The sequence below is a fragment of the Marivirga lumbricoides genome, assembly GCF_014636295.1.
GTDB lineage: Bacteria > Bacteroidota > Bacteroidia > Cytophagales > Cyclobacteriaceae > Marivirga > Marivirga lumbricoides.
In genome coordinates this window covers 303,201-317,186 of sequence record NZ_BMEC01000003.1, presented here as the reverse complement: position 1 = coordinate 317,186, position 13,986 = coordinate 303,201, and the positions used below count along the sequence as shown (strand labels likewise).

Sequence of the window (13,986 nt, the reverse complement as noted above, 5' to 3'; positions counted from 1 at the left end):
TTTAAAAAATGTCTTGGCCATGGTACGTGTCTCACGTTCCACCATACATTAATGAATGCCTGTTTCTAATACTGATGGCAAACAAAGGTTTATAACTCAGGAAGTTTGCAACTCCTATTTACTTGCTATTAGTATTCTCAAATACAATATTCCCCCTCATTGTTGCAAACAAGAATGAGGGGGGATTCAAAAGATTACCGCGCATAATTCTCCCCTAAAGGCAGAATTGAATGCTCGCAATAACCATAGACATCTTATGCAAAGACATCTCTAAAAAAATAGAAAAACATGCATAAAATGCCTAATTTTGCAAGCTTAATAAGAAATACATAATAAAATAGCATGTCGGCAACAAAATACAATCCAACGGAAATAGAAGACAAATGGTACCAATATTGGATGGAGCACAAGTTTTTCGCATCCAAGCCTGATAAGAATAAAGAGCCATATACTATTGTCATCCCTCCTCCCAATGTTACAGGGCAGTTGCACATGGGCCACATGCTCAACAATACCATCCAGGATGTACTTATTAGAAGAGCCAGAATGCAAGGGAAAGAAGCCTGCTGGGTACCAGGTACCGATCATGCTTCCATTGCAACAGAAGCTAAGGTAGTAAACCTGCTTAAAGAAAAAGGTATTAAAAAAAGTGACCTTACCCGTGAGGAGTTTATGAAGCATGCATGGGAATGGAAAGAGAAATACGGAGGCATCATCCTCCAGCAACTTAAAAAATTAGGGGCTTCATGCGATTGGGACAGAGAGCGTTTCACCATGGAAGAAGACCTTTCAGCTGCTGTAATTGAAGTTTTTGTAGACTTATACAAGAAAGGTTATATATACAGGGGCATTAGAATGGTAAACTGGGATCCTGAAGGAAAAACTGCACTAGCTGACGATGAAGTAATCTTTAAAGAGGTACCCTCAAAACTATATCATATAAAATACCGCGTGGAAGGTGGTAATGATTATTTAGTAATTGCTACTACACGCCCGGAAACTATTATGGCGGATGCCGCAATATGCATTAATCCAAATGACTCACGTTTTGAGCACCTAAAAGGTAAGCGTGCCATCATTCCTATCATTAATAAGAGCATTCCTATTATCGAGGATGATTATGTTGACATGGAATTTGGTACAGGTTGTTTAAAAGTAACTCCTGCTCATGATATTAACGATTATGAAATCGGCTTGCGCCATAACTTACCTGTTATCGACATTATCAATGATGACGGAACACTTAATGAGAAAGCGCAGATTTTAGTAGGAGAAGACAGGTTTATCGCCAGAAAGAAAATAGCTAAAATGTTTAAAGAAGATGGCATTTTAGAGAAAGAAGAAGAGTATACAAGCAATGTAGGACACTCCGAAAGAACCAATGCCGTAATAGAGCCTAAGCTTTCACTACAATGGTTTGTAAAGATGGAAGAGCTGGTAAAGCCGGCTTATGAGAATGTAATGAATGATACTATTCAGCTCATTCCGCCTAAATTCAAGAATACTTACAAGCATTGGATGGAGAATGTACGCGATTGGTGCATTTCCCGTCAACTATGGTGGGGACAGCGAATTCCTGCCTATTATTTGCCTAATGGTGATTTTGTAGTGGCCAAATCGGAGGAAGAAGCACTTGAACTGGCAAAAGAAAAAATGTCTGATTCAACACTTACTTCAAAGGATTTGAAGCAGGAGGATGATGTTTTGGACACGTGGTTCAGCTCCTGGTTATGGCCAATGTCTGTTTTTGATGGATTTAAAGATCCTGATAATGAAGATTTCAATTACTATTACCCTACTAATGATTTAGTAACAGGGCCGGATATTCTATTCTTCTGGGTAGCCAGAATGATTATTGCCGGTTATGAGTTTAAAGGAAAAAAACCTTTTAACAATGTTTACTTAACTGGTATTGTGAGAGATACGCAGGGACGTAAGATGTCCAAGCAACTGGGTAACTCACCTGACCCCTTGGACCTGATCAAAAACCATGGAGCAGACGGTGTTAGAACAGGACTTTTGTTATCATCAGCTGCCGGAAACGACTTGCTGTTTGACATTAAACTATGTGAGCAAGGTTGGAATTTTGGTAATAAAATATGGAATGCTTTCCGATTGATTAAAGGTTGGGAAATTACTGATACAGAAACTCCTGAAGCGTCAGTTAAAGCACAAAAATGGTTTGAAGCACGTCTTAACCAATCTCTAGTTGAAATAGAAGATCATTTTAGCAAATTCAGAATTTCGGATGCTTTAATGACCGTTTACAAGTTAATCTGGGATGATTACTGTTCATTATACCTTGAGCTGGTAAAGCCACCTTATGGAGATCCTATAGATCAAAAGAGTTATGATGCTACCATTACCTTCTTTGAGGAGTTAATGAAAATCTTGCATCCATTTATGCCGTTCCTTACCGAAGAGCTATGGCAACAGATTCAATCAAGATCACCTAAGGAAGCATTAATTATTGCACAATGGCCGGAAGCCAAATCATTTGACGAACAGATTGTACTACAAGCACAGGTTGCATTCGATTTAATATCTCAAATCAGAAACATTAGAGCCTCAAAAGGCATTTCTCCTAAAGAAGCATTAAAGCTCTATGTGAAAACAGATGAGCAGATAGTTTATGAAAAGTACAGCGCATTTATCTACAAGCTAGCCAATCTCGAAACTATAATTTTCACAAGTGAAAAGATTGATAATGCTGTCAGCTTTTTAATTAAATCTGATGAATGTTTTATTCCCATGGAGGGCGCAATTGATGTTGAAAAAGAGAAGGCGGAAGTAACCAAAGATCTGGAATACACTAAAGGTTTCCTTAACAGTGTAGTGAAAAAGTTGAGCAACGAAAGGTTCGTAAATAATGCTCCTGAGCAGGTAATTGCCATGGAAAAAAAGAAACAGTCTGATGCGGAAGCTAAGATTAAAACGTTGGAAGAGAGGTTAGAGAGCCTGAAATAAGTTTTAATAAGTTAGCAGGTATTCAGGTTGATATATGTTGATGTTGACAGTTTTTTTAAGTTTAAGGCCTTTATTTTCAAAGTCATCTTCTGGTCTAAGCAGTGGTACGTGTCTCACGTATCACTGTTATGACACTTTTCTTGTTATTTGTTTGAGCTTTGGATAGTTAAACTTTAAACTGGCAAGTACGAAGGGTTATATTTATACCAGTTGACCTCAATCAGTTACAAGTTTATCATTTTCATATACGATTTTGAGCATTTATTTAGCTACTAAGCCTAATAAATAACGGTTTACTCAATTACCTTGGGTTTTACTGCAACGAAGACTTGTACTGTACTCCTCCTCTATTTTTTGCCAAACAAGATTCTGATCATACTTAAGAATAGAAGGCCTTGCATTTTTAGCTAAGGCCCTTCTTTCTGATTCATTCTCCATTAACTGTTGCATAGCCCTCCTCAAAGAAGCTGATTCTTTTGCAGGAACAATAAGCCCGTTAAAATCCTTCTGAATGATTTCATTACAACCATTAATATCTGAGACAATAGCCGGCAAGCCCATGGCTGCAGCCTGGAGTACCACATTGGGAAAACCCTCTCTGTAAGAGGGGAAAACGAATATATCTGAAGCTGCAAGATAAGGCCTTATATCTCGTTGAAAGCCTACATGTTTTATTTGTACATTGCTTTTGATTTCCTCTTTCACATCTAGTCTTACCGGCTCGCGCTCATCTTCAAAAGGCCCCACCAATAATAAGAAAGCATTCCCTTTTAATGCAGTAAAGGCCTCTACCAGCTCATGAATACCTTTATCCTCCACCAACCTACCCACAAAGACAAACAAAATAGCCTCCCCTGGTATTGCAAGTTGATTCCTAAGTTCAGACAGTTCTGCACTATCCAATTGCTCCATAGAAAAATGCTTTGTATTTATTCCATTAGAGCTACCCTCTCCAATTATTTTAAACTTATTTTCATAAAAAGAAAACGCTCTTTCCATGTAATTCATTAACTGGAAAGAATTAGGATACACCTTACTTGCACAGGCATAGGTCAGCCTTTCAGTTACTTTCAAAATACTCCTGGTGGCACCTGTAGCTTCCATTAAAGGCATTCCCGCTACAGTATGCATCCTTACTTTTACCCCACAATATTTTGCGGCCATCATACCTAAAAGTCCTGCCTTAGGTGTGTGAGTATGCACTATATCCGGCTTTTCTTTTTTAATCAACCTAATTAATTGCCAAAGTGCCTTTAAATCCTGCAAAGGACTTAAGGTTCTTGTAAAGGTGATTGGGAAATGTTTTACTCCTTCCCTCTTGCAAACTTCTTCGATCTCCGGACCCGCTGCACTGGCGGTAATCACTTCATAACCTTTACTTTGCATATAGTGAAGCTGTCCTTTAAGCAGGATATTAAGGGAAATGGGTACTGTAGTAATGCGAAGGATTTTAGTCACTAGATTGCAAAATTAGGAAATGGGCGTAGTATTTGACAAAGCAGTTTTATCTAATTTATCAGCTATTTCTGACATATTCAGACTTCGCATATTGAATTTATTTTGTAAAGATTTAAAGTGCTGCAAAATTTCAGCTAATCCTTTCATACTTTGTTCTGGATATAAACCAAAATTATGCGGGTGCCACCAAAGATGGTAAAATTCACCATTTTGTGCCGCTATGGACATCTCCTTTTTTATTCTGTTAATTTTCTTTTGATTGAGAAAAGTTTCCTTCGGATTGTAAGGCCTTAGCAGCCTGCTAGCAGGTAGCAAATATACATTCTCTTCTTTCTTGATAGCCTGAGAGGTGTAACTAGTTTTACCTCCAATATTAAAATAGGCATCTAACCCTCTGTTGAATCTCTTCCATTTTGATTCTTTCAATGCTCCATCTGCAGTATTCCACCACCAATCCACAGGGTTAGCCCTTACAATTTTGATTCCGTTATTATGACACACTTTTAAGTAGTCTGCATTAAACTGGTTTCGGGGAAACACTAAAGATTGTAGATCTTGATTATATTTTCTCGCTGCATATTGGATGGCCTTACAATCAGCATCAAATTCTTTTACATTCTGCCCCTCTTCATTACAATAATAATGTGCAAAACTGTGGGAAGCCAGCTCCTGCCCTTTATAATCAGGGATTTTCTTTACCAAACTATGCGCAAAATGATAAGGATCTTCTTCTTCATTATTACCGATACCCTGTGTTTCAATAAAACTGTAAGCAGAAAGTTCTGATTGCTTATATCTTGGCTTCAGAGCTGGAAAGTTCTCAATCAATTCTGACTTTTTAGTGTGCATAAGCATACCGACAGTAGCCCATGTTACATGTACTCCATATTGTTCAAATTGCCTGAGAAGTTCGGGTATGAGTTCTCTGGTGTTATCGAAATAACTTCTTTTTGCCTGATCAAGAGGCCATTTCTCAAAGCCTCCCCAGTGGAGTTCTAAATCTAGTGATATGGTGAAGGTTCCTGTCAAATTACTGTTTGTTGAATTGGCAAATATAAAAAAAGATAGCCGCTTGAATGTGGAAATTTAAGATATATAGAACCTAGACGCTACAAGCTAGATTAAAGTTAGAAACCACTTTCTTTTCAAAAAACCTCTAAATCCCCTAATGCAGGGTGCCAGTTTTTAAACTGTTGAAATTCCTCTACCTCCCTTTTAGCAAGAGGGCGTATTGTTACATCCGGGCCTATATTCATTTTCCTTTTAACTAAACCAGGTAAGCATATAGAAGAAAAACCAGTGATGCTCATATAGTCAAAAGTGCAGTTTTTATAAACATGCTGCAAAAGTTTTTCAATTGCTGACTGCTGTCCGAAAGTATCACACACCCGTAACTCAATGCCCAAAGCCCCTGCTTTTAATCTAAAAATACAGCATGCTTCTTTATTATAATGTGCATAGTAAGGAATGATGGGGATTTCGGCATAACGCCAATGTAAGTACTTCAGGTCATAAGCTGTCTGCCAATGATTCTTGGGTTCAAAATCGAAAGTATAATTATCCAACGCAGTTTTCAAATCGAACTGATTAGCATTTTTCACCTTTAGAAATTGAGTTTCTTTTCCACCTTTAATTTTTGCCTTCAAGATATGAAATGGTCGTTTGAAGCTTATTTTTATTGGTAATTTACCTGCTTCCTGCCAGCCCATTTTTAAATAGCCTGGTTTACTCTGACTATTAGGAGTGTTGAAAACCAAATCTATTCCTTCTGCTTCGCATTGCTCCAACAGCCCTAAGGTCAGTTTCTTAAATATACCTTTTCCCTGATGGGAAGGGTCAGTTGCTGTATCAACCGCACGAATAGCATTTAATACCATACCTTCTTTTTCCCAACTCCACTGCATGAACGCACGAACACCTATCAATTGGCCCTCCTCTTCAGCCACCCATACCGGTGAGGCTCCAAAAGGATTGTTTATATGTTTCCATTGCCAGTATGCTTCTGATTTTGGCATGAGTGATTCTCCAAGACTATTTTTTAGCAACTGAATGATTTGAGGTATATCTGAATGAGTAGCTTTTCTAATATTCATAATTTAAATTAAAAAAGGTTAATGTATCGATTGATTATATAACATCTCTAGCTCCTCCACCATTCTTCTCAAGCTAAAAGCCTCCACCACTCTGAGTCTGGCGGCTTCAGCAAGTTTATTTCTTAGCGTATCATCTTTCAACCCTTTAAGCTTAACTGATAATTGTTCCCATTCTTTTACTGGCACCATTAATCCGTCAATACCATCCCTTACTACCTCTTTTACACCACCAGCATCTGTAGTTACTACGGCACATCCCGTACTCATAGCTTCCAATAAAGCAATGGGTAAACCTTCAAATTCCGAACTCATCATGAAAACATCCATTATAGAAAACCATTCCTTTGTGTTGGTTTGCAAGCCCGGAATAAAGAGCTTGTTATGCAGCTCCAATTCATCCCTTAGCTGTAACATTTGCTCAGCAAAAGGGCCGTTTCCTACGATAACACCCCTTAAATTTTCATTTTCTTGTGTTGCTTCATGAAAAACTTTAATCCATTCCAACATGCGTTTTTGAAACCTGAAAACGGCAACACTTCCTACAACCAATAATTCATTATTTGATTGCTTTAGCTTCAAAAACTCCTTTAAAACATTATTACCATTATCAAATGGAAGTTTCTTTTCAGCCTTTTCACCAGTTCTGAAACTATTAGCATCTTCCACTTCAAGAGGTAAACTCTGAATTGAAACTGCTAAATCGCTGAGAGAATACCTTTGAAAATAATCCGTGTTTACACCGTTCAGAATTGTTTTAACAGATGTATTAGGTTTTATATTTTTTTGAATAGACTCAGCCACATCCTTACTCACAGCTACTGCAGCTGACTGCCAATTAAAAGTTAGTTTATTTAATAGAAAAGTTATTTTGTGGTAACGCTCCTGCTTATTATGTTCTGTATAAATGACCGGGATACTGGTACTTTTATATATAAAGCGAGACAAAAATCCTGCCCAGGGCAAGTGCGCATGCACTAATTGAATATTGTTTTTCTTAATATATGCCTTCACTTTACCAATTTGTTGCATGAGCTTAATATTATTGCTCGCTGGCATACATGTAACTTTTCCTCCGGCTGTCTCTAAAGTGGATACCATTTGGTCTTTCCACGGAAGGAAATAAATATAATGGAATTCAAATTTCTCCTGATCATGCAGCTTCAGCGTTTCAGGTAGAAGCATTTCCGCCCCACCCCGACCAAGGGATTTGATGATATGGAGGATTTTTATTTTGTTAGGTTTTGAAGTTGTCATTTTGGGGAATGGTCAAGTTAATGGTTCATTATAAATTTTTAGTTGACAATTCAATTCTTTTAACAAATCTTTAGAATCAATTTGCTATTTAAGGCACAAAGCTAAAGTTTTTTTAACAACAAATACTCGAAGATACTTCGGGATTACAGTAAGGCTAAAAATTAATAAACCTCAACATTTAAATCTCAAAACAAAGTATAATGAGACATTCCATTATTTAGCTTTCGAAAACACACTTTTAAATAGCATAATTCATGTTTCTTAGCGTCTTCATACCGTAATAATTCTCTTAACGAAAAGAGGAAATTTTAAAATTCATCGCACATGAAAGCCTTTAATTTTAAATTTATTCTTTATGACTTCAGTTCCTTCAATGTCTTTTGGCTGATCTTAATTTGTTACCTTTGCATTATAATTCTATTATCTAATGATCTACGGCATCTTTATCATCATCATTTCATACTTTATCTCCATGGCGGTGATTGATAAAATGATGCCTGTACGCAGAGGTAGAAACAAATTTTCCTTACCTAACCATAGCGCAAATGACAATAAGTTCCTCAAGAAGCTTTTTTGGTACCATCTCTTACTTTCTTTTGTGTATTATATCTATTCTGTTTTTAACAGATCAGATTCTCATTTTTATTATGAAAAGATTGTAACTGGTTTTAGAGGGCCAGATTGGAGTTCATTTTATGGCACTTCTACTACATTTATAGAATGGACAGGGTACCCATTTATAAAGTGGTTGGGATTTAGCTTTGAAGCAATAATGGCACTATTTGCATTTTTTGGTTTTTTGGGTTTTATCTATTTCTATAGGTTTTTTAGGGAGAGAATATTTTTTAAAAATACTTATGCAGGATTTGATTTATTGCATTTGTTCTTCTTGCTACCTAATCTTCATTTCTGGTCAGGTTCGTTTGGTAAGGGGGCTTTTATTTTCTTAGGAATTGGATTGCTATTCTATGGACTCAATAATATCCCAAAAAGATATTGGGTACTGCTAATCGGTGCTTTACTTACTTATCATATCCGTCCTCATATTTTATTAGTAATTTTAGCCTCTTCATTGATTGGTTTTACTTTTAGTAGTAAAGGAGTGGGTTGGGGTGTGAAAATTGTTATGATATTAATTGCTGCTATGGCACTTGGTTTTATTTATAAAGATGTTTTAAATATGGTAGGGTTGGAAACTGATACTGTATTAACTGAAGGGCTGAACATGAGCAATAGAGCCGCAGAATTATCTAAAGCCACATCAGGCCTTGACATTACTACTATGAGTTTACCAATGCAAGTATTTACTTTCTTGTTTAGGCCACTATTTTTTGATGCGCCTGGGATGTTGGGCATCATTGTTTCCTTTGAGAATGTATTTTTATTATTTATTACCCTTATTTTTCTATTTAAGGGAGGTATACTTTATATTATAAAAGGAGATTTTGCGGTGAAAACTGCTTTTTTTAGTTTCATAACAGTTTCTATTGCATTGGCGCAGATTTCAGGAAATTTAGGGATTGCAATTAGACAGAAAAGCCAAATTATGATGCTTTTTCTCTTTATTATCATTCAGATGTATGACGATAAGAAGAAGGAGGTATTCAAGAGCAGAAGGAAGACTGTTAATCAAAGAGAGACATTAATTAGGGAATAGAGGAAAGTTAAATTATGAAGGGCGCTTAATAAATAATTATAATTTTGATCAAAAATAATAGTAATTATATCAATTTCAATCACTACTGCATGTTCTTTATAATTCTATTTAATCCCTCTTCTAATTTAAACAAAGGCTGATAACTTAAAGAATTCTTTATTAAATCTATGTTAGCTGCGCTTTTTTTAATATCTCCCTTTCTGGCCTTCTGATATATAGGTGATCTAGGATAGTTAGTTATATTTTTTAGCACTTCATAAAGCTGATTTAGCGAAGTAGTTTGCCCGCTACCGACATTAAATAGACCGAACTTCTGCTCAGATTTAGCTCCCAATAATAAAGCCTGAACTACATCTTCTACAAATACAAAATCACGGATTTGTTCTCCATCACCAAAGATTTGGATTGAATCATCTTTTTGCATTCTGTTCATAAAAATAGAAATCACGCCTGAATAAGGAGAATCTGCTCTTTGCCCTGGACCGAAAACATTGAAAAATCTAAAACCTACACTTTCTATGTTCTCCCATTCCTGAAATGCTTTGGCATATTGCTCATTTAGTAATTTGCTTAAACCATAGGGGGATTGAGGATTAAGATGAGCGGTTTCTTTAATAGGCATTTGAGTTTGTTCACCATAGACTGCTGAGGAAGAGGCATAGCATAGTTTTTTAACTTTCAGCTTTCGTGCCAGCTCCAACATATTGATAAAACCACTTTCATTGGTTCGGTGAGTCAAAAATGGCATCTCAAATGACTTAGGAACGCTTACCACAGCCGCTAAATGGAAAATATAGTCGAGTTCTTGTATGGATTCTACAGAAGATGGCTTGGCAATATCTTCATTTATAAATTCTACTTCCTGCAAAGCAATAATGTCTTCTACATTGCTTTTAAGACCTGTAGATAAATTATCCACAATGTAGAGTTTAGCTGGCTTTTCTTTGATAATGGCTTTAACCAGATGATACCCAATAAAACCTGCACCGCCCGTCACTAAAATAGACTTTCCTTTTAAAAAACTATAATTCATATAAAATAATTATAAGCTTAAGCTCTGTTATAGAACTTACACAGTTATTGATACACTCCCCTTTTTTTATATTTTTTATACGTAAACTTAGTGTCTTTACGTCTTCGCGGTTAGGCACAGCCTTCGGCTGTCAATTATTTCTTTGTAGTAAGAGGAGAATTTTTCCGCTATGACCTCATTCATAAACTCCTCTTGCACCAATTCAAAAGCATTTTTGACCCTTTCTCTAGTCAATTCTGGTTTTTCAATGGTTTCTTTTATGGCTTTAATAAAACTCGCTTCATCATTTTTCTTCACCAGAATCCCCGACTCCGCATTTTTCACCACCTCCTTAACACCACCTACATCATACGCTACTACGGGTGTTTGGCAATCAAATGCTTCTAAAATCACGCCAGGCATGCCTTCAATGATACTGGGCAGAACAAATACATCTGCTTCTCTTACATATTGCATAGGATCAGACTGAAAACCCATAAATTCAACTGAATTAGTTATTCCTAAAGATTTCGCTTGCTCTTCTGTCTCTTTCCGTAGAGGGCCATCTCCCACCAATTTTAATTTTGAATTAGGATAATCAGATAAAAAACGTTTTAAAATTTTCAGTAGACCTTTATGGTTCTTTTCAAAACTAAAACCTCCAACATGCACCAATTTTATTTCGTCTTCTATATTTTTCCTGATTCGTTCCTCTCGGAATCTCCGCTGCGTTTCTACTATTGATTCAATTCCGATAGGAATCACCCTTGACTTATCTAACGTTATTGGAAACAATTGATTCAAATCCAGTTTAGACTGATAACTAACAGAAGCTATCGCATCTACTTGATTGTATAAAAATCCATTCAACTTTTTAATGATAGGGTTTTTGATGTACAAACTCACCATAGATGCATTTCGGAAAACAACTGGCTGTTTCCAACCTAATAGCAGGCGGGACAGAATAGCATATTTTAAAGTATCTCCGGCATTGGCTTGTACAATATCAGGCTTTTCATCCTCGATGACTCTAGCCAATTTTTTAAACCCATTATAATCTAACCAGCGAACCTTAGCGCTTAAACCTAAGTGAATTTGTTTTCCATTAAAACTTAACTGACCTTCTCCTTTAAATAAAGAAACTAAAACTACATCATTGCCCCGAGCTTGTAAATGATTGCTCAATTGGCTGGCAAACATCTCTGCTCCGCGTAGCTGGGGTTTCTGTATGACCTGAATTATTTTCATTTTAATTATATGCTCTGTTTTTGAGAGCTAAAGCTCTATGGAAACGCAAAGACACAAAGACGCAAAGAATGTAAACAAATTATTTAACAGTTCACTGATGGCAATACAATTAGAACTCATTAATTTAAAAAAACTTTGCGTCTTTGCACTTAGTCGCGGTCTCTGGCCGCCAATACACTTTGATAAAACTCCACCATTTCTTCGTGGATTTTATCAATTTGAAAATGCTTATTAAACCTTCCTAAACTATGATTACCCATTTCTTTTCTTACTTCTGGTTTTTCTACGAGCTCTTGAATTTTCTTTGCTAACTCCTGTTCATTTCCAGCTTCAAACATTAAAGCATTCTTACTCTTTTCAGCCACTTCATTCAATACAGGGATATCTGAGCATATAACAGGGAGAGAAGCGGATTGTGCCTCAATTAATGACCCTCCCAGCCCCTCATATAAAGAGGGAAAAAGAAAAATATCAGATGCTTTCATCATCTTAGGCACATCCTTTCTATGTCCAAGAAAATGATAAGATACTCCCAACTCATTTTCTTTTAAAAATGTCTTTAAAGAAGCACTGGCATTACCTTCTCTGCCAAGGAAAAGAACTTCCATTCGATCTTTGACATCATCTGGCAAAATAAATAATGCTTTCAAAGTATGGATGTGGCCCTTTTGGAATTCTTGTCTCCCTACCTGAATCAGCCATAATTTGTTCGTACTAAGCCCAAGCTCCTTGGCTATTCTTTTTCTCTCTTCCAGTTTATTAAAAGTATTTTTACTTCTACCTCTGAAAATCACTTGCATTTTTTTTGAGCTTAACCCGAGATAATCCTGATAATGGATTCTGACTGTATTAGTGATGGGGATATAAAAATCTCCAAATAAATGAGCTGTGAATTTGTCAAGCAACCTATAAGCAGTTAATTTATATGCAGCAATATTTTCATCTTTTAAGCGGGAAGGATCATAAGTGCAGTTGACCAGGCTTTCGAGTAAAATAAATTTTGTAAATAACTTTGCCAATCGCGCTCTCAATGTAGCTTTAAATAATACTGAATGCACTAAATCGGGTTGAAATGATGTGATATATCTGGCTATCTTTTTTGCAGTTTTTAAAGGGTTTTGCTTATCTAAAAAAACCACATCAAAACCTGTAGCAATAATCTCATTCTCTATACCTACGGATCTATGTTCGAGAACAAGTATTTTAATTTCTATACCTTGATCTCTTAGGTAATACCACAAATTGGCATTGCTACGCTCTGCGCCTCCCGTACCCAAGGAATCCTGAACAAATAATATTTTATTGAGGCTTTTCTGCCTGGTAATAGCCATATTCCTTAATTACTTTTTCTGCGCTTTCGTTTATTACCTTCCAATCCTCAATACTTAAACTTTTAAAGCTTTTTACATTTTGATTCTTAATCTTCATAGATTTACCGTGTACTTTCATTTCTTTTGAAAAGATACTGGAATTAAAATATTCAATTTCTAAGAAATCACAGATTTGATTAGCCCATTGTTGTGGATTAGCTGTAAAATCCTCATAAGTTAAATCAAATAAATTATGAATCTTAGCTTTTTCATTTTCAAAAAGCGTTTGAGAGGCCACCCATTGCTGAATACAAAGCTCCATAGGATATTGTTTACCATATTTTTGTAATTTTTCACCCATAGGCTGAGCCTTTCTTTGTATACCCTCTGCTACGGCATAAGGATTTCTCCTAATATGAATAAAATATGTATTCTTGAAATACCTTTGAAAAAAGGGGATTCTTAACATATTAGCAATTGATTTCTCTACTACAATTTGAGATGTTACAGGCATAAAAAAAGCCCATTGTCTCTTGATCGCCTCTGCTGATTTTATATCTAATTTCAAATCTGATGACTTAATCATCTCAATACACTTCCACCACATTCTGCGCCAGCCAAAATCTTCAGGCCTTTTCAATTGATTGGTAAGCATAACCCCCTCATCTGGCAAAACTGTTAATTGTGGGTGTTGATTCAGTAATTCAGCCAATAAAGTAGTGCCTGAGTTGTAACAACCCAATATAAAAACCCATTTTTTAGGTTTTAGAGGTTTTTGGGTAAGATTTAGAAAAGCATTAAGTAATGTATTATTTCTAAAACGCGTGTAAAAGCGAACCTTGAAGGATTTTTTACTCAATTTTTTGCTAAATTATATGATATGCTACTGACTAACAATGCCCACTTAAGTTTGCTCGAAGAGAGCGGATGGGAGGACAAAACAGCGGACCAGCGAAGCAGCATTGTTTTGTCTTGAATTTTTGTTTC

At 36.2% G+C, this 13,986-nt stretch carries 10 protein-coding genes; 2 read left to right on the top strand and 8 right to left on the bottom strand.

From position 1 onward, the window contains the following. The first annotated feature begins 342 nt into the window (after window positions 1–342). A complete protein-coding gene (locus IEV85_RS06235; RefSeq protein WP_188461318.1) occupies window positions 343–2,967 on the top strand; it encodes a valine--tRNA ligase in 2,625 nt (874 codons plus the stop codon). A gap of 297 nt (window positions 2,968–3,264) precedes the next feature. On the opposite strand, the gene IEV85_RS06230 is transcribed toward IEV85_RS06235, so the two are convergent. From IEV85_RS06230 to IEV85_RS06215, 4 genes are all read right to left on the bottom strand, one after another. Further along, window positions 3,265–4,425 carry a glycosyltransferase family 4 protein gene (locus tag IEV85_RS06230; protein WP_229712521.1) on the bottom strand — a complete coding sequence of 387 codons (1,161 nt, stop codon included), beginning with the start codon at window positions 4,423–4,425 and terminating at the stop codon, window positions 3,265–3,267. Between the two features lie 12 nt (window positions 4,426–4,437). Further along, complete coding sequence (locus tag IEV85_RS06225) at window positions 4,438–5,454, bottom strand: polysaccharide deacetylase family protein (RefSeq protein ID WP_188461312.1); 1,017 nt, start codon at window positions 5,452–5,454, stop codon at window positions 4,438–4,440. Between the two features lie 116 nt (window positions 5,455–5,570). After that, window positions 5,571–6,518 carry a GNAT family N-acetyltransferase gene (locus IEV85_RS06220; protein ID WP_188461310.1) on the bottom strand — a complete coding sequence of 316 codons (948 nt, stop codon included), beginning with the start codon at window positions 6,516–6,518 and terminating at the stop codon, window positions 5,571–5,573. 18 nt (window positions 6,519–6,536) lie between these two features. Continuing rightward, complete coding sequence (locus tag IEV85_RS06215) at window positions 6,537–7,772, bottom strand: glycosyltransferase (RefSeq protein ID WP_188461308.1); 1,236 nt, start codon at window positions 7,770–7,772, stop codon at window positions 6,537–6,539. 427 nt (window positions 7,773–8,199) lie between these two features. Here IEV85_RS06215 and IEV85_RS06210 point away from each other — a divergent pair, with 427 nt between their 5' ends. Further along, a complete protein-coding gene (locus tag IEV85_RS06210; RefSeq protein WP_188461306.1) occupies window positions 8,200–9,429 on the top strand; it encodes a hypothetical protein in 1,230 nt (409 codons plus the stop codon). A gap of 82 nt (window positions 9,430–9,511) precedes the next feature. On the opposite strand, the gene IEV85_RS06205 is transcribed toward IEV85_RS06210, so the two are convergent. The 4 genes from IEV85_RS06205 to IEV85_RS06190 all read right to left on the bottom strand — a co-directional run bounded on the left by IEV85_RS06205 (window position 9,512) and on the right by IEV85_RS06190 (window position 13,858). Continuing rightward, window positions 9,512–10,462, bottom strand: a complete 951-nt coding sequence (locus IEV85_RS06205; protein WP_188461304.1) for an NAD-dependent epimerase/dehydratase family protein — start codon at window positions 10,460–10,462, stop codon at window positions 9,512–9,514. 96 nt (window positions 10,463–10,558) lie between these two features. Further along, window positions 10,559–11,689, bottom strand: a complete 1,131-nt coding sequence (locus IEV85_RS06200) for a glycosyltransferase (protein WP_188461302.1) — start codon at window positions 11,687–11,689, stop codon at window positions 10,559–10,561. Window positions 11,690–11,838: 149 nt separating this feature from the next. Continuing rightward, window positions 11,839–13,020 (bottom strand): glycosyltransferase family 4 protein, encoded by a 1,182-nt coding sequence (locus IEV85_RS06195; RefSeq protein ID WP_188461300.1) that lies wholly within the window; start codon window positions 13,018–13,020, stop codon window positions 11,839–11,841. After that, window positions 12,989–13,858: a sulfotransferase family protein gene (locus tag IEV85_RS06190; protein WP_188461298.1), complete on the bottom strand. Its 870-nt coding sequence runs from the start codon at window positions 13,856–13,858 to the stop codon at window positions 12,989–12,991. Before IEV85_RS06190 ends, IEV85_RS06195 begins: the two co-directional genes overlap by 32 nt. Window positions 13,859–13,986 lie beyond the last annotated feature (128 nt).

Excerpts from the sequence above, each read along its gene's own strand:
- IEV85_RS06235 (WP_188461318.1), top strand. The coding sequence starts at position 343 with ATGTCGGCAACAAAATACAATCCAACGGAAATAGAAGACAAATGGTAC.
- IEV85_RS06220 (WP_188461310.1), bottom strand. The coding sequence starts at position 6,518 with ATGAATATTAGAAAAGCTACTCATTCAGATATACCTCAAATCATTCAG.
- IEV85_RS06215 (WP_188461308.1), bottom strand. The coding sequence starts at position 7,772 with ATGACAACTTCAAAACCTAACAAAATAAAAATCCTCCATATCATCAAA.
- IEV85_RS06210 (WP_188461306.1), top strand. The coding sequence starts at position 8,200 with ATGATCTACGGCATCTTTATCATCATCATTTCATACTTTATCTCCATG.
- IEV85_RS06205 (WP_188461304.1), bottom strand. The coding sequence starts at position 10,462 with ATGAATTATAGTTTTTTAAAAGGAAAGTCTATTTTAGTGACGGGCGGT.
- IEV85_RS06200 (WP_188461302.1), bottom strand. The coding sequence starts at position 11,689 with ATGAAAATAATTCAGGTCATACAGAAACCCCAGCTACGCGGAGCAGAG.
- IEV85_RS06195 (WP_188461300.1), bottom strand. The coding sequence starts at position 13,020 with ATGGCTATTACCAGGCAGAAAAGCCTCAATAAAATATTATTTGTTCAG.